This window comes from Streptomyces sp. H51 (assembly GCF_035656535.1).
Classification (GTDB): Bacteria; Actinomycetota; Actinomycetes; order Streptomycetales; family Streptomycetaceae; genus Streptomyces.
The window spans coordinates 214685-238466 of the sequence record NZ_JAYMHD010000011.1; the positions used below are offsets into that span (position 1 = coordinate 214685).

At 73.1% G+C, this 23782-nt stretch carries 17 protein-coding genes; 8 read left to right on the forward strand and 9 right to left on the reverse strand.

What is annotated here, in order from left to right; translation table 11 throughout:
• Nucleotides 1-59 precede the first annotated feature (59 nt).
• On the reverse strand, nt 60-2201 hold the full coding sequence (locus VKA29_RS01515; RefSeq protein WP_324783268.1) for a fructose-specific PTS transporter subunit EIIC: 2142 nt from the start codon (nt 2199-2201) through the stop codon (nt 60-62).
• Nucleotides 2202-2433: 232 nt separating this feature from the next.
• Between VKA29_RS01515 and VKA29_RS01520 the strand changes: the two genes are divergently transcribed.
• Nucleotides 2434-2679: a hypothetical protein gene (locus VKA29_RS01520; protein ID WP_324783269.1), complete on the forward strand. Its 246-nt coding sequence runs from the start codon at nt 2434-2436 to the stop codon at nt 2677-2679.
• Nucleotides 2680-2685: 6 nt separating this feature from the next.
• Here the strand turns inward: VKA29_RS01520 and pfkB are convergent, their stop codons facing one another.
• Together pfkB and VKA29_RS01530 are read right to left on the reverse strand one after the other, a co-directional pair.
• Complete coding sequence (pfkB, locus tag VKA29_RS01525; protein ID WP_324783270.1) at nt 2686-3633, reverse strand: 1-phosphofructokinase; 948 nt, start codon at nt 3631-3633, stop codon at nt 2686-2688.
• The gene (locus VKA29_RS01530) at nt 3630-4391 is read right to left on the reverse strand and encodes a DeoR/GlpR family DNA-binding transcription regulator (protein WP_324783271.1); all 762 of its coding nucleotides are present in this window, start codon (nt 4389-4391) and stop codon (nt 3630-3632) included. The genes pfkB and VKA29_RS01530 overlap by 4 nt, the downstream gene beginning before the upstream one ends.
• A gap of 213 nt (nt 4392-4604) precedes the next feature.
• Here VKA29_RS01530 and VKA29_RS01535 point away from each other — a divergent pair, with 213 nt between their 5' ends.
• From VKA29_RS01535 to fxsT, 4 genes are all read left to right on the forward strand, one after another.
• Nucleotides 4605-5609 (forward strand): toll/interleukin-1 receptor domain-containing protein, encoded by a 1005-nt coding sequence (locus VKA29_RS01535; RefSeq protein ID WP_324783272.1) that lies wholly within the window; start codon nt 4605-4607, stop codon nt 5607-5609.
• Nucleotides 5606-7108, forward strand: a complete 1503-nt coding sequence (locus VKA29_RS01540) for an effector-associated domain 2-containing protein (protein ID WP_324783273.1) — start codon at nt 5606-5608, stop codon at nt 7106-7108. The genes VKA29_RS01535 and VKA29_RS01540 overlap by 4 nt, the downstream gene beginning before the upstream one ends.
• Before the next feature lie 126 nt (nt 7109-7234).
• Entirely contained in the window at nt 7235-8347 is a 1113-nt protein-coding gene (locus tag VKA29_RS01545) for a MoxR family ATPase (protein WP_324783274.1), read from the forward strand.
• A gap of 119 nt (nt 8348-8466) precedes the next feature.
• Nucleotides 8467-12468, forward strand: a complete 4002-nt coding sequence (gene fxsT, locus VKA29_RS01550) for an FxSxx-COOH system tetratricopeptide repeat protein (protein ID WP_324783275.1) — start codon at nt 8467-8469, stop codon at nt 12466-12468.
• 45 nt (nt 12469-12513) lie between these two features.
• Here the strand turns inward: fxsT and VKA29_RS01555 are convergent, their stop codons facing one another.
• The 3 genes from VKA29_RS01555 to VKA29_RS01565 all read right to left on the reverse strand — a co-directional run bounded on the left by VKA29_RS01555 (nt 12514) and on the right by VKA29_RS01565 (nt 16694).
• Nucleotides 12514-14343, reverse strand: a complete 1830-nt coding sequence (locus VKA29_RS01555) for an aKG-HExxH-type peptide beta-hydroxylase (RefSeq protein ID WP_324783276.1) — start codon at nt 14341-14343, stop codon at nt 12514-12516.
• Nucleotides 14344-14637: 294 nt separating this feature from the next.
• Nucleotides 14638-14835, reverse strand: coding sequence for a hypothetical protein (locus tag VKA29_RS01560; RefSeq protein WP_324783277.1), 198 nt, complete (start codon nt 14833-14835; stop codon nt 14638-14640).
• A gap of 146 nt (nt 14836-14981) precedes the next feature.
• Nucleotides 14982-16694, reverse strand: coding sequence for an MFS transporter (locus VKA29_RS01565; RefSeq protein WP_324783278.1), 1713 nt, complete (start codon nt 16692-16694; stop codon nt 14982-14984).
• Nucleotides 16695-16757: 63 nt separating this feature from the next.
• On the opposite strand from VKA29_RS01565, the gene VKA29_RS01570 reads away from it, so the two are divergent.
• The gene (locus VKA29_RS01570; RefSeq protein ID WP_324783567.1) at nt 16758-17759 is read left to right on the forward strand and encodes a YafY family protein; all 1002 of its coding nucleotides are present in this window, start codon (nt 16758-16760) and stop codon (nt 17757-17759) included.
• 722 nt (nt 17760-18481) lie between these two features.
• Here the strand turns inward: VKA29_RS01570 and VKA29_RS01575 are convergent.
• On the reverse strand, nt 18482-19480 hold the full coding sequence (locus tag VKA29_RS01575; protein WP_324783279.1) for a sigma-70 family RNA polymerase sigma factor: 999 nt from the start codon (nt 19478-19480) through the stop codon (nt 18482-18484).
• Nucleotides 19481-19709: 229 nt separating this feature from the next.
• Between VKA29_RS01575 and VKA29_RS01580 the strand changes: the two genes are divergently transcribed.
• Nucleotides 19710-20228 (forward strand): GNAT family N-acetyltransferase, encoded by a 519-nt coding sequence (locus VKA29_RS01580; protein ID WP_324783280.1) that lies wholly within the window; start codon nt 19710-19712, stop codon nt 20226-20228.
• A 166-nt stretch (nt 20229-20394) separates the two neighbouring features.
• On the opposite strand, the gene VKA29_RS01585 is transcribed toward VKA29_RS01580, so the two are convergent.
• On the reverse strand, nt 20395-21198 hold the full coding sequence (locus VKA29_RS01585) for a class III extradiol ring-cleavage dioxygenase (protein ID WP_324783281.1): 804 nt from the start codon (nt 21196-21198) through the stop codon (nt 20395-20397).
• 100 nt (nt 21199-21298) lie between these two features.
• Between VKA29_RS01585 and VKA29_RS01590 the strand changes: the two genes are divergently transcribed.
• On the forward strand, nt 21299-21886 hold the full coding sequence (locus tag VKA29_RS01590; RefSeq protein WP_324783282.1) for a MarR family winged helix-turn-helix transcriptional regulator: 588 nt from the start codon (nt 21299-21301) through the stop codon (nt 21884-21886).
• Nucleotides 21887-22055: 169 nt separating this feature from the next.
• On the opposite strand, the gene VKA29_RS01595 is transcribed toward VKA29_RS01590, so the two are convergent.
• Nucleotides 22056-23597, reverse strand: coding sequence for an MFS transporter (locus VKA29_RS01595; RefSeq protein WP_324783283.1), 1542 nt, complete (start codon nt 23595-23597; stop codon nt 22056-22058).
• Between the last annotated feature and the right edge of the window lie 185 nt (nt 23598-23782).

Here is a 23782-nt window from a genome sequence, read left to right on the forward strand (position 1 = left end):
TGCGTGAAAAGGACGTGCGGAGGGGCGGTTTCCGCGGGCGCCGCCCCCTCCGGCCGGTGTCAGGCGGCCACCGGCTGCTTCGCACCGGCCTGCGCGGTGACCGAACCGTCGGCCGCCTGCCCGGCCGCTGTCCCGGAGGCCGGCTTGCGCATGCCCTTCAGGACGACCACCAGTGCCGCGGTGACGAACACGCCCGCCGCGATGGCGACCAGGTAGAGGAACGGGTTGCCGATCAGCGGCACCACGAAGATGCCGCCGTGCGGGGCTCGCAGAGTGGCGCCGAAGGCCATCGACAGCGCTCCGGTGATCGCGCCGCCCACCATCGAGGAGGGAATGACCCGCAGCGGGTCGGCCGCCGCGAACGGGATCGCGCCCTCGGAGATGAAGGAGGCGCCCAGGACCCAGGCGGCCTTGCCGTTCTCGCGCTCGGTCTCGGTGAAGAGCTTGCCGCGCACGGTCGTGGCCAGGGCCATCGCCAACGGCGGGACCATGCCGGCCGCCATGACCGCGGCCATGATCTTCATCGCGGAGTCACTCGGGTCGGAGACCGCGATGCCGGCGGTGGCGAAGGTGTAGGCGACCTTGTTGACGGGACCGCCGAGGTCGAAGCACATCATCAGGCCGAGCAGCATGCCGAGCAGGACGGCGTTGGCGCCGGAGAGACCGTTCAGCCAGTCGGTCATGCCCTTCTGGGCGGAGGCGATGGGCTTGCCGATCACGACGAACATCAGGAACCCGACGATCGCCGAGGAGATCAGCGGGATCACCACCACCGGCATGATGCCGCGCAGCGCAGCCGGAATGTTGACCTTCTGGATCGCCATCACCACGCCACCGGCGATCAGACCGGCCGCCAGGCCGCCGAGGAAACCGGCGTTGATGGTGAGGGCGATCGCGCCGCCGACGAAGCCGGGGACGAGACCGGGACGGTCCGCCATGCCGTAGGCGATGTAGCCGGCCAGCACCGGCACGAGGAAGCCGAAGGCGACGGCACCGATCTGGAACAGCAGCGCCGCCCAGCTGTCCGCCTGGCCCCACACGAAGTGGTCCATGACCGACGGCGCCTTGTTGATCTTGTATCCGCCGATCGCGAAGCCGAGGGCGATCAGCAGACCGCCCGCCGCGACGAACGGGACCATGTAGCTCACGCCGGACATCAGCCACTTGCGGAGCTTGGTGCCGTAGCCCTCGCCGGATTCGCCGGCGCGCTCGACCGGCGTACCGGTTCCCGCGGGCGCCCCCGCGCTCACCTCACCGCGTGCGGCCTTGTCGCGCACCTCGGAGATCAGCTCGGCGGGGCGGTTGATGCCCGCCTTCACGCCGACGTCGACGGTCGGCTTGCCGGCGAAGCGTTCCTTCTCCCGCACGGGCACGTCGTGCGCGAAGATCACGCCGTCCGCCGCCGCGATGACGGCCGGGTCGAGCCGGGTGAAGCCGGCCGAGCCCTGCGTCTCGACGACGACCTCGATGCCCGCCTCGCGGCCGGCGTTCTCCAGCGATTCGGCAGCCATGTAGGTGTGGGCGATGCCGGTCGGGCAGGAGGTGACGGCGACGATGCGGAAGGCGGGGGCGTCGGCGGACTCCCTGGCGCCCGGCGCCGGAGCGGTGGCGCCCGGCGCCGGGGCCGCGCTGCCCGTGGCGGCGTCGACGGAGGCCGCCCCCGACGCCGCCACGGAGCCTTCGGAGACGCCCTCGGCTGCGCTCTCGGGCCGCGCGTCCTCGGTCTCGGTCGTGGCCGACGGCTCGGCCTCCGCCGGCGGTTCCTCGCCCCTGATGAGCGCCGCCGCGGCCGCCGCGTCGCCCGCCGAGCGCAGCGCGCCGGTGAACTCGGCGTTCATCAGCTGCCGGGCCAGCGACGAGAGGATCGTCAGGTGGGCGTCGTCGGCGCCCGCGGGTGCCGCGATCAGGAAGATCAGGTCTGCGGGGCCGTCCGGGGCGCCGAAGTCGATCCCGGCCCGGCTGCGCCCGAAGGCGAGCGTGGGCTCGGTGACGTGTGCGCTGCGGCAGTGCGGGATGCCGATGCCGCCGTCCAGGCCGGTCGGCATCTGGGCCTCACGGGCGGCCACGTCGGCGAGGAAACCCTCCAGATCGGTCACCCGGCCCTGGGCCACCATGCGCTCGGCGAGGGCACGCGCCGCCGCTTCCTTGGTATCGGCGGACAGGTCGAGATCGACCAGGTCCGCGGTGATCATCTTGCTCATCGCGGGCTCCTTCGCACGCGTGTCGCCCGGGACGTGGGGTGGGCGGGGGTGGGGACGGGGGTGCTGTGGGGGAGGGCGGCGCGGGCGGGGAGCCCCGCGCGGCAGGGGGCGGAGGCGGGGAAGCCCCGCACCCCGGGGACGGCAGGGCGGCTCAGCCGGCCCTGCCTCCCGTCGGCGGCGGCGAGCAGCGGGAAGGCTCGCCGTTCGAGACCCGGAGCGGTGGCGGGGACCGTTGGGACGGGTGCTGTGGCGGGTGCCGTCGGGACCGGCGCTGTGGCGGGTGCCGTCGGGACCGGCGCTGTGGCGGGTGCCGTCGGGACCGGCGCTGTGGCGGGTGCCGTCGGGACCGGCGCTGTGGCGGGTGCCGTCGGGACCGGCGCTGTGGCGGGTGCCGTCGGGACCGGCGCTGTGGCGGGTGCCGTCGGGACCGGCGCTGTGGCGGGTGCCGTTGGGACGGGTGCTGTGGCGGGTGCCGTGAGCGGGGTCATGACACCGGCTCCCTCAGAGCACGGTCCACCGGGACCTCGGCGGTGACGGTCACGGCCTCGGGATCCAGATCGGACGGCGTCGGCATCACGCTGCCCGGCAGCTGGACGGCCGCCGCTCCGTGCGCGACCGCGGAGGCGAGGGCCTCCGGTCCGTCGCCGCCCGCGATCAGGAAACCGGCGAGCGAGGAGTCTCCGGCGCCGACGTTGCTGCGTACGGTGTCCACGCGCGCGCTGCCGAACCAGGCGCCCGTGCCGTCCACGAGCAACTGCCCGTCGGCGCCCAGGCTCGCGAGCACGGCGCCCGCGCCCATCTCGCGCAGCTCCTCGGCCGCCTTCAGCGCGTCGCCCACGGTGGCCAGGGGGCGCCCGACGGCTTCCGCGAGCTCCTCGGCGTTCGGCTTCACCACGTCGGGCCGCTCGGCCAGCGCCTCGAGGAGCGCGCGGCCCGAGGTGTCCAGCGCGATCCGCGCTCCCCCGGCGTGCGCCCGCGCCACGACGTCGGCGTACCAGGCCGGCGCGAGTCCCCTCGGCAGGCTCCCGCAGCACACGATCCAGTCCGCGGCGCGCGACTGTTCGCGCACGGTCTCCAGCAGGAGTTCCTGTTCGGCCACGGACAGCTCGGGCCCCGGCGCGTTGATCTTGGTGAGTACGCCGTTCGCCTCGGCGAGCGCGATGTTGGAGCGGGTGTCGCCGGCGACCGGCACCGGCGCGACCTCGATGCCCTGCGCGTCGAGCAGGGTGGCCACGAGCGCCCCCGGCGCACCACCGAGGGGCAGGACCGCGACCGTGCGCCGCCCGGCGGCCGCGACGGCGCGCGAGACGTTGACGCCCTTGCCGCCCGGGTCCATGCGTTCGCCGGTGGCGCGGATGACTTCACCGCGCTCCAGTGACGGAACCTCGTAGGTGCGGTCCAGGGACGGATTCGGGGTGACGGTGAGGATCATGCGCGCACCACTTCCGTGCCGCCGCGCTCGATGGCGGTGGTGTCTTCCTGGCTCAGCCCGCTGTCGGTGATCAGCAGGTCGACGTCGCCGAGGTCCCCGAAGCGGGCGAAGTGCTCCTGGCCGCATTTGGAGGAGTCGGCGAGCAGGACCACGCGCCGGGCCGCGGCCATCGCGGCCCGCTTGACCGCCGCCTCGGCGAGGTCGGGGGTGGTCAGGCCGTGGTCGACGGAGAAGCCGTTGGCCGCGAGGACGAGGACGTCGGCCCGGATCTCGCCGTACGCCCGCAGCGCCCAGGCGTCGACGGCGGCGCGCGTACGGTGCCGTACGCGCCCTCCGACGAGGTGGAGCTGGATGCCGGGGTGATCCGCGAGGCGGGCCGCGATCGGCAGGCTGTGGGTGACGACGGTGAGCGAGGACTCCAGCGGGACCGCGGCCGCGAACCGTGCCACGGTCGTACCGGCGTCGAGGATCATCGTGCCCTCGCCCGGCAGTTCCGCGACGGCCGCCTTCGCGATGCGGTCCTTCTCGTCGGCCGCCGTGCCCTCGCGCTCGGCGAGGTCCGGCTCGAAGTCGAGGCGTCCGACGGGGATGGCACCGCCGTGCACCCGACGCACGAGGCCGGCACGGTCGAGGGCCTTCAGGTCGCGTCGGATGGTCTCCGCCGTCACCTGGAACTCCTCGGCCAGCGAGACCACGTCGACCCGGCCGCCGTCACGGGCCAGCCGGAGGATCTCCTGCTGGCGCTCCGGTGCGTACATGTCCGTTCGCCTCCGACTCATGCCCGAACGTGTGGTTTTCCCGGGAGGCTACGCCCGCTTTTCCGGGATGTAAACAGGTTCGGATGCAAGACGGACACAAACAGGCATAGGGCAAACAGTCGCCGTCCTCTCGCTCCCGCCCCGCAGAACTCCTGACGCCGTGTCACCGCGTCCGTATCCTGAACTCTCGGACACAACTTCTCGGGGGGTGTTGTGGACAGGGACGGTCTCCGTACCCACCCGGACCAGGACTGGCTGCGCGCCGCGGTGCAGGCGCTGTGCGCCTCCCCGGTCCTCGGCGACCGCGGTGCCCGGGCCACACTGGTCGAGCTGGTGGGCGACGCGCTGAGGCGTCCGGTGGTGCTGCGGGAACAGCCCACGGCACGGGGGCAGCTGCTCGAACTCGTACGGTTCTGCCTGCGCGCGGGTGCGGACGGGCCGCCCGCACTGGCCGAGGCCGTTTCGCTTCTCGAAGGGCACAGCCGCACCGCCGAGAGCATCGGTGATCTGGTGCGGAGCCTGCGGGACACCCGGGCGGCGGAACCGACGGGCGGAACCGTCACCGCCGCGGCATCCGCGGACCGCGTCCACTTCTTCGTGTCGTACGCCGCGACCGACCGCCGGTGGGCCTCCTGGATCACCTGGCAGCTGGAGAACGCCGGTTTCCGCGTTCTCGTACAGGAACGGGACGTCGCGGCCCCCGGCGGCGACGGTCCCGTCGGCACCGGCACCGGCACCGGCACCGGCGACGCCGGTCGCCCTGACGTGCGCAGCGGTGTGGAGCGGAGCGAACGCACCGTCCCCGTGCTGTCTGCGGACTACCTCTCGGGCCCGTACCCCGGCCTGGTGTGGCGGGCGGTGCACACGGGGGATCCGCAGCGCGGCAGCGGTGCGCTGCTGCCGGTCCTGGTCGAGCGGTGTCGTCCCCCATGGCCCCTGCCGGACACGGCGGACACGGCGTACGTCGACCTCACGGGCGGCCTGACCGAGGACGAGGCCCGTACCCGGCTGCTCGCGGCCGCAGCCGGCTCCCTCGCCGGCCACCCCCTCACCGGCCACCCCCTCACCAGCCACCCGCTGACCAGCCACAATCCCCCGGCCGCCATCGGCCCCGCCTTCCCCGGCGCCGACTCCCCCGACCCCAGCTCCCCCGGCCCCAGCTCCCCCGCCCCGGCGCCCACCGTCCCCGCCTCTCCCGACCCGGCGGGTCGGCGTTGACGGGAGACGGCGGCGCGGGCCGCGGCAGCCCGGCGTTACGGATACGGGAGCGGATCGGTGAGGAGACGCAGGCCGCGCTGCTCCAGGTGCCCGCCCTGCACGAGCGCTCCGCGCGCGCTCTGCTGGTCGAGATGATCGGCGAGGCGCTCGGACGCCGAGCCGACCTGAGGGAGCAGCCGACGCTGCCGTTGCAGCTCGTGGAGCTGTTCCGGTTCTGCACCCGTCACCAGGACGGCCTGTCCGCGCTGGCGCGCACCCTGGCGCTGGTGGAGCCGGGCTGCCCCCAGGCACCGGCGGTGCAGCGGCTCGCCGACGAGTGGACCGCGGTCGACTCGCTGCACGGGCTGCCGCAGGTCACCGGCTCCTGGGACTTCCTGAGCGGCGCCCTGAGCGGGCTGACGATGTCGTACGCGATGCGCACTGCCGTGGTCCGGGCGGCCACCGAGTCCAGGGTCGTCGTCCCGCCGCCGCACGCCGTGAGCTGCTGGCACGACTTCCTGCACATGGCGGGCCAGGGCACCACGCGGAACGGGCTGCCGCCGTGGATGGTGTACCTCGACCGCAGTGCCGAGGCGATGGAACCGGCCACGGCCCGGGAACTGCTGGCCCGCAACCGGCAGTGGGCGCTGAGCTGCGGTCTGGCGGAGCTGCTCGACCGCGACCGCGCCGCGAGTCCGGCCGTGCCGCCGGTGGCCCGGCCGCACCAGGAGTACCTGGCGATCCACATCGCGCCCGATCCACTGGAGGACGGTCACTACACCGTCTCCTACTCCCTCATGTCGGACGCGCGCGGCCGGATCTGGGAACTGGGCGACACGGTGGTGCGGGTGCCGACCGACCGGCTGCAGCAGACGGTGACGGACGTGATCAGGAGGGTCGAGGAGACGGGCGGCGACCGGCTGGCCGAGGTGTCGTTGGAGTTCGTGCTCCCCTTCGAGCTTCTCAACCTGCCCGTCGACCGCTGGCCCCGGGACACCTCCGAGGTGCCCGGTGTTCCGCTCGCGGTGGACTACCCGGTGGTCGTGCGCAGCCTGGACCGGCTGCAGAACCGTGACTGGTACCGCTTCTGGCGCTCCCGCTGGCAGCAGCTGGCCCAGGACGAGCACCCGTCGAAGTCGGTGTACGTCAACGTCGCGCGGACGAACGGCGACCACCTGCGCGGCCTGGAGGCACGCCTGAGCGACGACGAGCACTGCGTCGCCCTGGTGCTGAGCGAGCCGCCCGTGCCCACCCGGGCGCACAGCCGTCGGGAACTGCAGGCGGCGTTGCGCAGCGGGCTGCCGGTGGTGATCTGGCACCGCGAGGGCCGTTCGCCGCAGGAGTTCCGGGACGTCATCGACGGACTGCTCGCGGAGGGCCTGCGGCGGTTTCCGGCCAAGGTGGCGGCCTTCCGCCGCCGCGCGGCCATCGAGGACGAGGATGCGACGCACATCGGCCGGCACCTCGCGGTGCTGTGGGACGACCCGGACCGCAAGCCCGTACTCCCCGAAGCGCCATGACCACGCCCGGCGCGCCCGCGCCTGCCCCGGCCCTCCGCACCAGCACCGCTTCCAGAACCGCACACGGCCGTACGCGGACCGCACACGGCCGTACGTGACAGGCCATCATCCGAAGGGACACCGTCGATGCCCAACAGCGTGTCGTGGGGGCCGTACCGGGGCACGGGTCTGCCCGGTACGACGCACCAGCCGTGGCCCGAGGCGCCGCCCTGGCGCAGTTTCGGCGGCGGCCCCGACCTTCCCCCGCCGCCCGCAGCCGACCCGTACGCCCGCATCGTGCTGGGTGCCCCGCGGCAGCCCCTGCCGGCGCCGCCGGAGGAGGTCGACCGGGTGAACGCGGCCCTGCGCCTGAGCCGCCCCCTGCTCGTCACCGGCGAGCCGGGCACCGGAAAATCCACGCTGGCCTACCGCATCAGCCGGGAACTGGGGCTCGGCCGCGTCCTTCGCTGGCGCATCACGTCGCTGAGCACCCTCCGGGAGGGTCTGTACGAGACCGGGGACGGAGGACGGATCGGGCTGGGCCCCCTGGGCACCGCGTTCCTGCCGTACGCCAGGCCCCGGGTGCTGCTGATCGACCGGCTCGACCGCGCCGAGATCGCCCTGCCCGACGACCTGTGCACGGTCCTGGCCGCGGGCGGCTTCCGTCTGCCCGGCCCGGCGTCCGTGCCGTCCCTGCGATCCGCGACGTCCCCGGGGATCGCGGCGCCCTCGGTGTCCGACGCGTCCGACGCGCCCACCGAGCCGGACGCGCCCGCCGAGACGCGGGTGGCGACCGACGACGATCCGGCGGCCACGGTGGTGCTGCCGGACCGGTCGGTGCGGAGCCACGCCTTCCCGGTGATCGTTATCACGACCACGGGCGAGCGGGACCTGTCCCCGGATCTCGTACGACGTTGCGTCACCCTGCGCACGAGGCGACCCGGCCCCGAGCTGCTGCGCGCCATCGCCGCGAACCACTTCCCGCCCGGGCCCAGCACCCCCACCTCGCTCCCCGGCCCCATCCCCGCCTCCGCCTCCGCCTCCGCCTCACCCGCGCCCGACCCGGCGCCCGCCCCCGCACCGGACGTCGTGGACGCCTTCCTGGACCGGGCCGTCCGCAGCGAGGGACCGGTCGTCGAACGGTTCCTGGACGCGCTGCGGCTGGCCGCCGACGGCGTCCTGACGACGCTGGCCGAGGACGGCGGCTGGCAGGAGGCCGTGGACACCGTATGGGAGTGGACCGCGCCGGAGGAGCCGTGACGGGGCCACGGCCGGAGCCGCTCCCGGACAGAACTCGGACCGGCGGTAGTCCGTCCTGGACGTCCTGGACGTCCTGGACCTCCTTGCCCTCCTGGACCTCCTTGCCCTCCTTGCCCTCCTTGCCCTCCTCCCGGAGCAGCGTCGGCTTTCCCCCCGCCCTGCCGCCCGGCGTCCCGGCCGCCCTGCGGCGCCTGGGCGGCACGCTCCGGCGCGCCGGCGTCCGGGAGGTGGCGGTGGTGGCCGACACCGGTCCGACGATGGGCCTCTGGCTGCCGACCGTCGGTGAGTTCGCGACCGCCCTGCAACAGACCGGCGCGGCCCGCCGCGTCACCGTGCACCGGCTCCCGCCCACCCGCAGCGCGGGCCCGGCGACGCTGCCGCGCCGGCCCACGGCGTCGCGGCTGACCCTGCTCCTCACCGACGGCGCGGGCCCGCGCTGGCGCACGCACGAGGTGGAACCTCTGCTGCGCCGCTGGGGACAGTCCGGGCCGACCGCCCTGATCCACCTGCTGCCGCACCCGGTGTGGCGGGCGACGGGACTGCGCGGCTGGCAGGTGCTGCTGCGCTCCCCCGGGCCGGGCGCGCCCAACCACCGGACACGCTGGCGGCCTCGCGGCCTCGGTCCGGACGTGCGGGACATGCCGCCCGACCGTCGGCCCGACGTGCCGGTCCCGGTGCTCGAACTGGCCCCACGCTGGCTGGACGCCTGGTCCGGGCTGCTGAGCGCGGCCCCGCCGACGTGGCTGCCGCTGACGGTGATGTTCCCGCACGCGCGCGTGCCCGTCGACGCCGGCGAGGGCGAGGCGGCTCTCACGCCGACTGCGCGGGTGGCGGGTTTCCGGTCGTCCGTGCCGCGCGACGTGTTCACGCTCGCGACCATGCTCGCCGCCGTCCCCCTCACCGCCGGGCTGATCACCGAGATCCAGCAGGCGCTGCTGCCCGGCACCTCCCTCACCGACTTCGCCCAACTGCTCGTGTACGGCCTCGTCGTGCCGGTGGGCCGGGAGGCGGGGACGTTCGAGTTCGGCGCCGGCATCCGGGACGAGCTGCTGGCCGCGGCACGGCGACCGGATCTGGTGCGGGTCGTCGAGTTCGTGGGGGATCGCAGGGGATCCGGCGGGGAACACTTGTGGCGACTGCCCCGGTTGCTGCGCGAGGCAGCCGAGCACCGGCTCCCTCCGGTCGACGAGGAGTCCGGGCCGTGGCTCGTGGCGGAGAGCGCCGTGCTCCACGCCCTGTCCGGACCGTTCCTGAAGCCGGCCAGAGAAGTGGACGAGGCCCTCGCGGCCGACGCAGCGCTCGCGGCCCGCCGGGACGACGCGCGGCGGGACGACGCGCGGCGGGCACCGCGGCACGGCACCACCGCACCCTCGCCACGCACCGACGCCGCCGCCCGGCCCCCCGGTGACGGCGCCCCGCCGAGCAGGCATGGAACGACCACTTACGGCACCACCGTTCACGGCACCACGGCCCACGGCACCACCGCTCACCGCACCACGGCCCACGGCACCACCGCTCACCCAACCACCGTTCACGGAAGCCCCGTTCATGAGACGACCCTTCACGGGAAGAGGAGGCCGGTGATGCCGCAGCAGGCCCCGGCGGACACGACAGGCGACGGACGCGCCGGTTCCACGCCGACGATCTGGGGCAACATCCCGCCCCGGAACCCGAACTTCACCGGCCGTGAAACGCTGCTCGACGCGCTCCACCAGCGGTTGCTGCGGGAGCGGGCGACCGCAGTACTGCCCCATGCCCTGCACGGCATGGGCGGCGTCGGCAAGAGCCTGCTGGCGGTCGAGTACCTGTACCGCCGGATGAGCGAGTACGACGTGGTCTGGTGGATCTCCGCGGAGCGGACCGCGCAGATCTCCCTGTCCCTGGTGGAACTGGCCCCGAGACTCGGCCTGCCGACCGGCTCCGACGCCTCCTCGACCGTGGCCGCGGTCCTGGAGGCGCTGCGCATGGGCGTGCCGTACTCGCGCTGGATCCTCGTCTTCGACAATGCCGAAAGCCCCGAGGCCGTGCGGCAGTTCTTCCCAGCGGGCGGGCCGGGCAACATCCTGGTCACCTCGCGCAATCCCCAGTGGGCGTCACTGGCACGCCCGTTGGAGGTCGACGTCTTCCTGCGGGAGGAGAGCAAGCAGCTGATACGGGCCCGGGGCCCGGAGATCGAGGACGTGGACGCCGACCGGCTCGCGGAGGCGCTGGGCGATCTGCCGCTCGCCATAGAGCAGGCCGCGGCGTGGCACGCGGAGACCGGCATGCCGGTGGAGGAGTACCTGCGGCTGCTCGACGAGAAACGCGTCGACCTGCTGCGCGGCACCGCGCCGCTGGGGAACCAGCACCCGGTGATCGCCGCCTGGAACATCTCCCTGGACCAGTTGGAGGCGAAGAACCCGGCCGCCTACCAGCTCCTTCAGGTGTGCTCGTTCTACGCGCCGGAGCCGATCGCGCGCAGCATGCTCTCGCGTGTGCCGCCGGGTCCCGTCACGCCCGAGCTCGACGCGGCGCTGGACGACCCGATCCGCCTCGGTCAGGCCATCCGCGACATCGGCCGGTACTCCCTGGCCCGCTTCAACCACCGTACCAACACCCTTCAGATGCACCGGCTGGTGCAGGCGGCACTGCAGTTCCGCATGACCGAGGAGGACCGCGCCACGATGCGGCGCGGCGCCCACCTGCTGCTGGTGGCCAGCGACCCCAACGATCCCAACGACGCCCTGCGCTGGGACCGTTACGGGGCCCTGTATCCGCACGTCGTCGTCTCGGAGGCGGTGCGTTCCGACTCGGCCTGGGTGCGCCGCCTGGTGGTGAACGAGGTCAAGTACCTGCTGCGCTGGGGTGATTACGAGTCCTGCCTGGAACTGGCCCGCTCGGCCTACGAGACCTGGTCCCGCGACCTCGGCGAGGAGCACACGCACACCCTGCAGATCGCCCGCTGGCTGGGCTTCCTGCAGTTCAACATGGGCCGGTACCAGGAGGCGACCGAACTCAACGCGGCGACGCTGGAGGCCCACACCCGGGCGCTCGGCCCCGGTCACCCGGACACGCTGGACGCGCTCGGCAACGTCGCCATCGACCACCGGGTGCGCGGGGCCTTCACCGAAGCCCTCGAACTCGCCGAGTCGGTGCACCGGCAGTATCTGGAGCTCCTCGGCCCGGACGATCCCGAGACCCTGCGGGCCGCGCACAACCTCGGGGTGAGCCTGCGGCTGGTCGGCCGCTTCTCCCGGGCCCTGGAACTGGACGAGCAGACCTGGCGCAGCCGCATCCAGATCTTCGGCCAGGACCACATCGGCTCGTTGCGCACCTGGCTCGGCCTGATCGTCGATCTGCGTGAACTGGGCCACCATCAGAAGGCGTTGGCCTATAACCACCAGATCACGCAGCATGCCACGACGCTGCTCGGCGACACCAACCCGTTCACGCTGTCCTGCGTCCGTCTCCTCGCCGTCGCACTGCGCAAGGCCGGCGAGCACGAGGAGGCCGCGGCGACCGCGGAGCGGATCCACGCCGAACTGGTGCGCCGGTACGGCGAGCACAACCCCGAGTCGATGGCGGCCAGCCTGGAGATGACCATCCACCTGCGCCACCGGGGCAGTCTGCGGGAGGCCTTGGACCTCGGCACGGCGATCTGCCGGCGCTACGAGGAGACGTACGGCGCGTATCACCCGCACGCCCTGTCCGCCGCGGTGAACCTCGCCGTCATCCACCGTCTGCTGGACGACGCGGCGACCGCGCACCACGTCGACACCGTGGCCCTGCAACGGTTCACCGGGCGACTCGGCGAGAACCACCCCTCCACCCTGATCTGCCGCACCAACCTCGCCAGCGACTGCTACGCACTGGGCGACGCGGCGGCGGCCCTGGAACTGGACACCGAGACGTTGCGCCGGTCGCGGGAGGTCTTCGACGACGACCACCCGTCCACCCTGGCCTGCGCCGCGAACCTCGCCATGGACCTGCGGGCGGTGGGACGGGAGGAAGAAGCGCAGGTCCTGCGCCAGGACACCCGCGAACGCCTGCGCCGCACCCTGGGCGGCGATCACCCGGCCGTGGTCCAGGCCGCCGACTGGGGTCATCGCGCGGACTGCGACATGGACCCGCTGCCCCTGTGACCGACTGCCGCTGGACCACCGGCACCGGGGCAGCCGACGGACCGTTCAGCCGGCCGGCCGGCGGGCCGGCCAACTGGCCAGCCAGCGGGCCAGCGCGAGCGGGTCCGGCGGGACGGACAGCGCACGGCTGACCGCCACGGCCAGTTCCGGGTGGTCGGTCAGCGCGGTCCCCGCCGCCGGCTCGCCGCACTCGCTCAGCGCCAGGCCGAGCCCCGCCCAGGCCGCGGGCCGTGCGTCGGGGCCGCGCAGTTCCTCGCCGTACAGCTTCGCGGCGGTCACGGCGTCGCCGTCCACCAGTGCCAGGTCGGCGGGGAGGGCACCGGGGACGCTGCTCGCCGGGTCGTCCGCGGCGCGCAGGGCGCGGAACTCCGCGGGCGCGATGAGGCGCAGGCGTGCCAGCAGCGTGAAGGTGTCGAGCCGGCAGGCGTGCGGGTCGGCGCGCAGCGCGGCCTCGGGGCGCGCGGTGTCGTCCGGGCGCTCCGAGGCGCGCTCCTCGGCGCGCCAGGCGCGCGCCAAGTGCGCGGCGTACGCCGTGGGCGGGTGCATGTGGTGTGCGCGCCAGGCCGCACGGTGGTGCGCTGCCGCGAGCGACGCGAGACGCTGCTCGCGCGCCCCCACCGGCTCCGCCTGCCAGCCCGCGGTCTGCTCGTCCAGCGCGTCGATCAGCGCGCGCCCCGGCGCGGTGAGCGCCGGGTGCCCGCACAGCGTCCCGATGACCTCGCGCACGGCGCTGCGCCACAGCGCGAACTCGAATCCCGCGAGCCCCTCCGGGCCGCGTGTGCGCCAGTAGTGCACGACCCCCGAGAAGGCGTACGCGCCGTGCACCAGGCCTCCGAGCGGGCGCGGGTCGTCGCGCCACGGGGCGTGGAAGAGGTCGTCGCACTCTTCGAAGAGCGGCGTGAGGAAGATGACGCCGTTCAGGAGGGTGTGCCGGAACTCGTGCAGGACGGCGACGCCGACCTGGGCGGGAAGGACCTCCGTGTCCTCGTCGGGCTCGGACAGCAGCACGCACCCGAAGGCGTCGCTCGAGGACGCCGCCCGGGCCCGCAGCCGCTCCCCGCGCGGGAGCGGAACGATGGAGCGCAGCCCAGCGGCCAGCGCGCGGGCGCCCGCGGGACGGTCCTCCACCATGACCGGCCACATGCGCTCGAACCAGCGCTGCCAGGCCGCATGGCGAGCGGGAGAGAGCCGGCCGGCCGCGGGCAGCGCAGGCACCGGCGGGTACGGTCCCAGGTCGTCCAGCACCAGGTCCAGGGTCGTCCCGGCGTGCTCCGCGCGCAGCCGGCGCTGGCCCTCCCATCCGGGGCCGTCCCTCTCCGGGTCGACGGGCAGCGTGACGGTCACCCCGCCCGCCGCTGCGCGCACCACCCCGTCCTGCGCCCACACCCGGGCGGTGCCCCAGGGATCGCCGCCGACGCTCGCCCGGCCGAGCCCGGGGAGGAAGACCCGCCCCTGCCGTACGGGCACGCGCACGTCGAAGTCGGCGCCCGCGGCGACGTGCACGACCGCCGCCAGCTGTGCGAGGAAGCCGAACTCCACGCCCAGCGGCGCCTCGTCCGGCGTCGCCCGTGGATCCGGCCGGGCCAGCCTGCGCACCAAGGCCGCCGACCACACACCCACCTGGGGGTCGAGCAGCACGGTGCGGAAGGCCGCGGGAGCCGCGCGTTCGGCGGCCTCCAGCAGTTGCCAGTGCCCCCGCACGGCGCCGGTGTCGCAGTGCGGGGTCTCGGTCGCGGCGTCCAGGAGCGCCCGCAGCAGCAGGAGCCGTCGGCTCACCTCCGCCTCCAGCAGAAAGGCGACGGACTCCTCGTCCTCGGTGACGGAACTGAGCGACCGCAGGACGGGGTCCGAGAGGTGGTGAAGGCGGATGGGCACGACGTTTCCTCGTTCACAGGGGCCGTGACGTGGGGTGCACGCCGCGCCGGATCGGGGCGTCGGTCCCGGGGCCTGTCCGGCGGGGCGGGCCGGCTCCGGGCGACGGGGGCTTGCGATGGCGTGCGCCGAAACGCAAACCGGAAGGCCAGGGCGCAGGCCGGAAGGCCAGGGCGCAGGCCGGAAGGCCGGGACGCACGCCGGAAAGAGGGCACGGACGCGGAACCCGGATCCTCGACGGCAGGTCGGCGGTCGAGCGTGGCGGGCGCCGCGGTTCCGGCAGGTCGGCCGGACGGGCTAGCTGCCGTCGCTGCCGGCGATCGTGGACAGCGGACGGTCGACACGCCGGCGCAGCCGTTCGACCGACGGGCGCAGGACGGCGTCGTCGAGGGCCGCGATCTCCGCGAGCGACAGTCCTGACAGGGCCGGCAGCCAGGATCGCGGCGCCTCGGACTGCGTCACTTCACCGGAGGTGGCGTGTTCCGTCGATGACATGGCGTCACCGTATAGCAAAAAGCGCCGGCCGCCGAGCCTGCGCAGGTCGAACGGGTTCCTCGCTCGCGCCGCGACGCCGTGCCACCGCCGACACCCCCGCGGCTCCCGGCCACCGCAGTCAGTTGCGGTGGCCGGGAGGCCGCGGATCACCGGGATCCCCGGGGTGTCAGCGCTGCCGCACCCGCCGCCTCCACACCCGCCGCCTCCGCACCCACCGCCTCCACGCGGTCCGCCTCCGGGCTCACGCCCTCCGCTTCCCTGGCCGCCGCGCCCGACGTGCCCGTAACGCCCCCGGCGGACGCGCCCTCTGCGGACGTACCTCCGGCGGACGCGGCCCCCGCACCCCCGGCCGACGCACCCCCGGCCGACGCGGCTTCCGCACCCCCGGCTGACGCGGCCGACGCACGCTTGGGCAGGGCGAACATCAGCAGGAAGATCACGGCCATCACCGCGGCCACCCACCCCATCGCGTGCCGGAAGGCGTCCACGAAGGCCGGGCCCACGGCCTGACGGCTCAGCCGGTCGGGGATCTCGCCGAAGAAGACCACCGACACCAGCCCGAGCCCCAGCGCGTTGCCCATCTGCCGCACGGTGTTGATGAGCCCGGACGCCGAACCGGCGTGCTCGCGCGGCACCTCGGACAGGTTCGCGTCCGTCAGCGGGGCGATGATCAGGCCCATGCCGGCGCCCATGACGACGAGGGGCGGCGCCATCTGCCAGGGGGTGATGCCGAGGCCGTAGCGGCCGGACTCCCAGATGTAGAGCAGCACGCCCGCCCCCATCGCCAGCGCGCCCGCCTGCAGCACCTTGCGCCCGAAGCGCGGAGCGAGCTTCTGCACGGACAGCCCGGCCGCAACGGACACCGCGATCGAGAAGGGCACGCCCGTCAGCCCCGCCCGCAGCGGGCTCCAGCCCAGGCCGGTCTGCATGTACAGGGTCCACACCAGGAAGAAGACACCGAGCCCGGTCCCGAACACGGTCTGCACCGCGATCCCGGCAGCGAAGCTCTTGACCTTGAACAGCGACAGTTCGACCAACGGGGAACCGTCCCGCGCCGCCTTCCGCCGCTCGTACGCCACCAGCGCCGCGAAGACGGCGACCGAGCCGGCCATCGACACGTGTCCCCACAGCGGCCAGCCCAGTTCGAGGCCGCGGGTGAGCGGGTAGAGCAGCATCAGCAGCGCGAGCGTCGCCAGCGCGACGCCCACCAGGTCCAGCTTCAGCGCCCGCGGCGCCTTCGACTCGGTGATGAAACGGCCGCCGAGGAACAGTCCCGCGATGCCCACGGGCAGGTTGATCAGGAAGATCGGCCGCCATTCCAGACCGAACAGGTTCCACTCGGTCAGCAGCGCGCCCAGCAGCGGACCGGAGACCGCGCCCAGCCCGACGACGGCACCGAACATGCCGAAGACCTTGCCGCGTTCGTGCGCCGGGAAGGTGGCGTGCACGATCGACAGGACCTGCGGGACCATCATCGCCGCCATGCCGCCCTGCAGGATCCGGGAGGCGACCAGCATCTCCGGGCTCGCGGCGAAACCGCACAGGGCCGACGCGAGCGTGAAGCCGCCGATGCCGACGAGGAACAGCCGCTTGCGGCCGTGGATGTCGCCGAGCCGGCCGCCCGTGATCAGGCCCGCCGCGAAGGCCAGCGCGTAGCCGGCGGTGATCCACTGGATCTGGCTGAAGGAAGCGCCGGACTCCTGCCGGATCGACGGGATCGCGATGTTGACGATCGTGACGTCGACGAGGTCCATGAAGGCCGCCGTCATCACGATGGCGAGCGCGAACCAGCGGCGTCGGTCCGCTGGTGACTCCGCGGCGGTGTCGGACGTGTCCCCACGGGATTCGGTTGAGGTCATGTGCTGGAAGCTAGGGCGGCAATAGGTCAGGTCATGTCCTACTTCTCCGGCATCCTCGAACGCATGACGACGGACACCCCGGCCCGGCTCCTACAGCTCCTGTCGCTCCTCCAGACACCTCGTGAATGGCCCGGCGGCGAGCTCGCCGACCGGCTCGGCGTCTCCCGGCGCACGGTCCGGCGCGACATCGACCGGTTGCGCGAGCTGGGCTACCCGGTGCGGGCCACCAAGGGGGCCGACGGCGGCTACCGGCTGGTCGCGGGCAAGGCCATGCCGCCGCTGCTGCTCGACGACGAGGAGGCGGTGGCGATCGCGGTCGGCCTCAGGGCCGGCGCGGGGCACGCGGTCGAGGGCGTCGAGGAGGCGTCCGTACGGGCCCTGGCGAAGCTGGACCAGGTGCTGCCCTCCCGCCTGCGTCCCCGCGTCGCCGCCCTCCAGTCCGCGACGACGCCGTTGACCAGCGGGGACGGGCCGAGCATCGCCTCGGAGACGCTCACCGCCATAGCGTCCGCGGTGGCGGGACGGGAGCGGCTGCGGTTCGCCTACCGGGCCAAGGACGGCACCGAGTCGCGGCGCGTCACCGAGCCGCACCGGCTGGTGTCGACGGGACGGCGCTGGTATCTCGTCGCCTACGACCTCGACCGCGCCGACTGGCGCACGTTCCGCGTCGACCGGGTGAGCCGGCCGTTCGCGACCGGTGCGCGGTTCGCTCCGCGGGAGTTGCCGACGGGGAGCGCGGCGGAGTACCTGCGGCAGTCGATGCAGCGACGGCACGAGTCGTACGGCTACGAGTTCGAGGTCACGTTCGCCGCGCCCGTCGAGGCCGTCGCGGCGCGCGTGCCGTCCTGGCTGGGGATTCCGGAGCCCCTCGGCGCCGCCGGCTGCCGCCTGCGGGCCACGGTCGGCGACTCGGTCGAGTGGCTGGCGGCCCGGCTCGCCATCCTGGGGTTCGACTTCACGGTCCGGGAGCCGGAGGAACTGGTCGCCGCCGTGCGGGAGATGGGCGCGCGCCTGACGCGGGCCGGACGCGGGGGCGCTCCCGAGCCGGACCGGGAGACGGGGTAGGCCGCCCGGTCACCCCGGCCACCCCGGTCACTCCGGCCGCCATGGTCACTCCGGTCGCCCCGGCCACCTCGGTCACACCGGTCACACCGGCCGCACCGGCGATCCGTGCTCGTATGGAAAAATCTGCCGTCCGGCGGGCCACCCCGGGGTTCAGGTCCGGGGTGACCCGCCGTTCCGAGCGCAGGGCGAAAGAGGAGCCGGGCCCCGGCGCCCTGGGGGGAAGGGCGCCGAAGCCCGGCTCGGGGAGAGTCCCGGCGCCGGGGGGTTGCGTCGGGACCGGGTGTGGTCCGTGGGGGTGGAGGGTGTGTCCCGCCGACCCTGGTTCGCGGGCCCGGAGGGCCCGAACTCTTGTGCCCTGAAGTCTTTTTCCCAGGGCCCAGCCGCTTGAAGCAGCGTCCTGTGGCCATTGTTTGCGCGGTCTTTCGCCACCCGGCGTACGCGGCACGGCCTGCCGCACGCCGTCCGGGACACCGTCCGGGACACCGAGCTTCGTAGCCGCGCCGGACTACCGGAACCGCGCCCGCATCGCGCCGACCTCACACCGGCCGCACACCGGCATCGCACCGACGACAGGCCGGCCGCGATCGGCCCGATCCGCCGGCCGACCACAGCCCGCCGCCGGGCGCCCGCCAGACCACCGCTGAACCGCTGACCCACCGCTGGCCCACCGCTGGGCCGTCACGCCACCGCCGGGCCGCCGAGGGCGACCGGCCGGGCCGCCGTCAGGCGACCGCTTCGAAGCCGGTGTCGCGGGCCAGCTTCTTCAGCTCCAGCAGGGCGTGCTTCTCGATCTGGCGGATGCGCTCGCGCGTCAGACCGTGCTCCTTGCCGACCTCCGTCAGCGTGCGCTCGCGGCCGTCCTCGATGCCGTACCGCATCTTGATGATGGAGGCCGTGCGCGGGTCCAGGCGGCCGATGAGGTGGTCGAGTTCCTCGCTGCGCAGCAGGGTGAGGACCGACTGCTCCGGGGAGACCGCCGAGGTGTCCTCGAGCAGGTCGCCGAACTGGGTCTCGCCCTCGTCGTCCACCGACATGTTCAGCGACACCGGGTCGCGGGCCCAGTCGAGGACGTCGATGACTCGCTCCGGGTTGGAGCCGAGCTCGGCGGCGATCTCGGCGGGCTCCGGGTCCCGGCCGTGCTCCCGGTTGAACTCGCGCTGCACGCGGCGGATGCGGCCCAGTTCCTCCACGAGGTGGACGGGCAGGCGGATGGTGCGGGACTGGTCGGCTATCGAACGGGTGATGGCCTGGCGGATCCACCACGTCGCGTACGTCGAGAACTTGAAGCCCTTGCGGTAGTCGAACTTCTCCACCGCGCGCACCAGACCGGCGTTGCCCTCCTGGATCAGGTCGAGCAGGGGCAGGCCGCTGCGCGGGTAGCGGCGGGCCACGGCCACGACCAGGCGGAGGTTGGAGCGGATGAAGATGTCCTTGGCGCGCTCGCCCTGGGCGACCAGGGCCGCCAGCTCCTCGCGGGTCGCGTCGGCCTTGGACTCCTCGTATCCGTCGAGCACCTGCTGTGCGAAGACACCCGCCTCGATGATCTGGGACAACTCGACTTCCTTGGCGGCGTCGAGCAGCGGCGTGCGCGCGATCTCGTCGAGGTACATGCCGACCAGGTCGCGGTCCGCGATCTCGCCGCCGTGTGCGCGAACACTGCTGGCCTTGTCGACGGTCCCACCGGAGGCGGACTGACGACGGGCGACGGCACGGGTTGCCATGCGTGCTCCCTTTGCGTTGCGGGTCCCCCGCTCGATCGAAGTCGAGAGTGGGGAGGGCTGGCGGGTGTTTCTTCGGATGCCCGGTACTCGCCTTCGAGTACGTCTCGACACTTTCCTCGGGTGCCCGGCATCTGATGGGCACAACGACTGGAATCCGGACAGAATTCCCAACCCGCCCTCCGATTTTTCTGATCATGCAGTACCCTGTGCCGCTCCGGGAGGAGACGCAGTGCCGTCAGAACATGCAGAGGTGCAGGTCAGGCCGGGTGCCGAGAGGGACCTCAGGGCCCTCACCGAGATCTACAACCACTATGTGCGTGAGACGCCCATCACATTCGACACCGCCACCTTCACCCCTTCGGAGCGACGCCCCTGGCTGCTCTCCCACCCCGAAGACGGACCGCACCGCCTGATGGTTGCCGCGGACCCGGACACACAGGAGATTCTGGGCTACGCCACGTCCGGCCCCTTCCGCGCCAAACCCGCGTACGGGACCTCCGTCGAGACGACGGTCTACGTGGCGCCGCACGCGGGCCGCAGGGGCACAGGCACGCTGCTGTACCGGGCCCTCTTCGAGGCCCTGGCGGGCGAGGACCTGCACCGCGCCTACGCCGGCATCGCCCAGCCCAACGAGGCGTCCACCCGGCTGCACGAACGCTTCGGGTTCCGCCACCTCGGCACCTACCGGGAAGTGGGCCGCAAGTTCGGCCGCTACTGGGACGTCGCCTGGTACGAGAAGGAGCTGTAGAAGGACCTGCGGCCGCCGGCCGGGCAGACCGGAAGGGGCCCCCTACCGCCGTCGGCCGGGCGTAGCCGCAGAAGGAACCACAGCCGTCGGCCGGGCAGGCACCCCGACCGTCGGCCGGGCAGGAACCCCGACCGTCGGCCTGGCAGGCGCCGCGGCCGCCCGGGGGTCAGCCGAACTGCACCGACCGCTTGGCCAGCCCCATCCAGAACCCCTCGATCACCGACTTCTGCGCGTCCAGCTCGCCGGCCGCGTCGGCGGCACCCATCGTCACGAACAGCGGGGCGAAGTGCTCGGTGCGCGGGTGGGCGAGGCGCCCGGCCGGGGACTTGCGCAGGAAGTCGAGCAGCGCGTCCACGTCACCCGTCTCCAGCATGCGGTGGCCCCAGTCGTCGAACTCGGCCGACCAGGCGGGCACTCCCGCGCCGAGGTGCCGCAGGGCGGCCAGGTTGTGGGTGAAGAAGCCGGAGCCGACGATCAGCACGCCCTCGTCGCGCAGCGGGGCCAGCCTGCGGCCGATCTCCATGAGCTTCACCGGATCCAGGGTCGGCATGGAGACCTGGAGGACCGGGATGTCGGCGGCCGGGAACATCTCGACGAGCGGCACATAGGCGCCGTGGTCGAGGCCGCGGTCCGGCACGTCCTGCACGGGCATGCCGGGCGCGCGCAGCAACGCACGGACGGACGCGGCGAGTTCGGGGGCGCCGGGAGCCTCGTACCGGACCCGGTAGTAGTGCTCGGGGAAGCCCCAGAAGTCGTAGACGAGCGGGACCGTCTCGGTGGCGCCGACTGCGAGCGGGGCCTCCTCCCAGTGGGCGGAGACCATGAGGATCGCCTTGGGGCGCGGCAGGGAGGCGGACCAGGCGGCGAGTTCGCCGGGCCAGACGGGGTCGTCCGCGAGCGGCGGGGCGCCGTGACTGAGGTAGAGGGCGGGCATGCGCTCCGGCATGCGCTCCTGGGTGGCGGCGGACATGGCGGCGACTCCCTGCTTTTACTTTAACTCTCAATGTCTTGCGGCCACCCTACGCCCGATTTGTTTAAGATTCAAGGAGATTCCTCGTACAGTGGAGCACATGAACGCTTCCGCACCCGCCGACGAGACCACCGGGCCCCGTCGCCCCCCCGAGGCACCTGAGCCCCGCGAACCTCGTGAGCCTCGTGAGGCCCGCGAGCCCCGCGAGCCCCGTTGGCTCACCGACGAGGAGCAGCGCATCTGGCGCTCCTACCTGCACGCCACCACGCTCCTGGAGGACCACCTCGACCGCCAGCTCCAGCGGGACGCGGGCATGCCGCACATCTACTACGGCCTCCTCGTCGGCCTCGCCGAGTCCCCGGACGGCCGGCTGCGGATGACGGAGCTGGCCATGCAGGCCAAGATCACCCGTTCCCGCCTGTCCCACGCGGTCGCCCGCCTGGAGAAGAACGGCTGGGTACGGCGCGAGGACTGCCCCTCCGACAAGCGGGGCCAGTTCGCGGTGCTGACGGACGAGGGGTACCACGTGCTCCGGCGCACCGCGCCGGGCCACGTAACGGCCGTACGGCAGGCGGTGTTCGAGCGGCTCACCCCGGAACAGCAGAAGTCCCTCGGCGAGATCATGCAGATCGTCGCCGAGGGACTCCAGCCCGACGAAGCGGGCGCGGACCTGCCCTGGCTGCGCTGAGCCGTTCATCCGGCGGGCAGCCGGGCAGGTCCCGGGGCCCGTGCGCACGAGGCGTCCCTTCCTCGTTCCGCACGGGTAGTACCGAGTGGCACCGATCGGTACCGATCAGTGCCGATCAGTGCCGAGTGGAACCGAGTGGTACCGAAGGGGGTACGACCGACGGTCACCGTCAGTGGACGACCACCGGGACGGCCACCTCGTCCTCGACGCCCTCCGCGGCCCCGGACACGGTGGTGGCACCGGGACGGCCGGCGTTCACGAAGGTCACCACGATCACCGCGGCGAGCACCAGCATGCCGACGGCGAACCAGATGGCGTTGGTGTAGCCGTGCACCGCGCCCTGCATCTGGACCAGCTGCGCCTGCTGCTTGGAGGTCGCGGTCGCGATGTGGTCCTTGATGTACGCGGTCGTCGCGGACGCGGCGATCGTGTTCAGCAGGGCCGTGCCGATCGCGCCGCCCACCTGCTGCGAGGTGTTGACCATCGCGGAGGCGACACCGGCGTCCCGCGGTTCGACGCCCAGGGTGGCCAGGGACATGGCCGGCATGAACGCCGTACCCATGCCGAGGCCGAGCAGCAGCATCGCCGGAAGAATCGTCGAGACGTACGACGAGCCGATCTCCAGCTGCGTCATCAGGAGCATGCCGGTCGCGGCGACCAGGAAGCCGGGGCCCATCAGCGTCCGGGCCGGGACCCGGGTCATCAGGCGGGTGCCGATCTGGGTGGAGCCGATCATCATGCCCGCGACCATCGGCAGGAAGGCGAAGCCCGTCTGGATCGGCGAGAAGTCCTTGATGACCTGCAGGTAGTAGGTCAGGAAGAGGAACGTGCCGAACATCGCGATGATGGCGATGCCGAGCGAGAGGTAGATGCCGCCGCGGTTACGGTCGGTCACCACCCGCAGGGGCAGCAGCGGGGCCTTGACCTTGGACTCGGTCACGGCGAAGGCCAGCAGGAGCAGCGCGGAGGCGGTGAACAGGCCGACCGTCAGGGAGTCGCCCCAGCCGTCGGACTCGGCCCGGGTGAAGCCGTAGACCAGCGAGACCAGGCCGAGGGTGGACAGCAGGACACCGGGGATGTCGAGCGGGTTGCGGTTGCGGCCGCCCTCCGGCTCACGGATGACGAAGTACGCGCCGAGCGCGGCGACGATGGCGAACGGGATGTTGACGAAGAACGTCCAGCGCCAGTCCAGGTACTCGGTGAGCACACCGCCGAGGATGAAGCCGACGGCGCCGCCGCCACCGGCGATCGCACCGTAGATGCCGAACGCCTTGGCGCGCTCCTTGGCGTCCGTGAACATCACGGCGAGCAGGGACAGCGCGGCGGGCGCGAGCATCGCGCCGAACACACCCTGCAGCGCGCGGGCGCCGAACATCATCGCGCCGGTGGTGGCGGCACCGCCGAGCGCGGAGGCGCCGGCGAAGCCGGTCAGGCCGATGACGAAGGCCCGCTTGCGGCCCCACAGGTCGGCGATCCGGCCGCCGAAGAGCAGCAGACCGCCGAAGGCGAGCGCGTAGGCGGTGACGACCCACTGGCGGTTGCCGTCGGATATGCCCAGGTCCTGCTGCGCGGACGGCAGTGCGATGTTCACGATGGTCGCGTCGAGGACGACCATCAGCTGGGCGAGCGCGATGAAGACGAGCGCCTTCCAGCGGTTGGAATCAGGGGCCTTCTGGAGAGCGCTGGGAGCGCTCCGGGCTGTTTCAGACATGGAGGTACCCACTTCGGAACTTCGGGACTTCGGGACTTCGGGACTTCGGGCGGACGTAAGAACGGGACGGCGGTACAGGTGTCGTAACGGAGGAACTCTGAGGACGTCGCGAGGGCGTAGTGAGGGAACGACTCGTCCACGACTCGTCTGCGGCTCATCCACGGCGACGGCCGACGAGGCGTTTC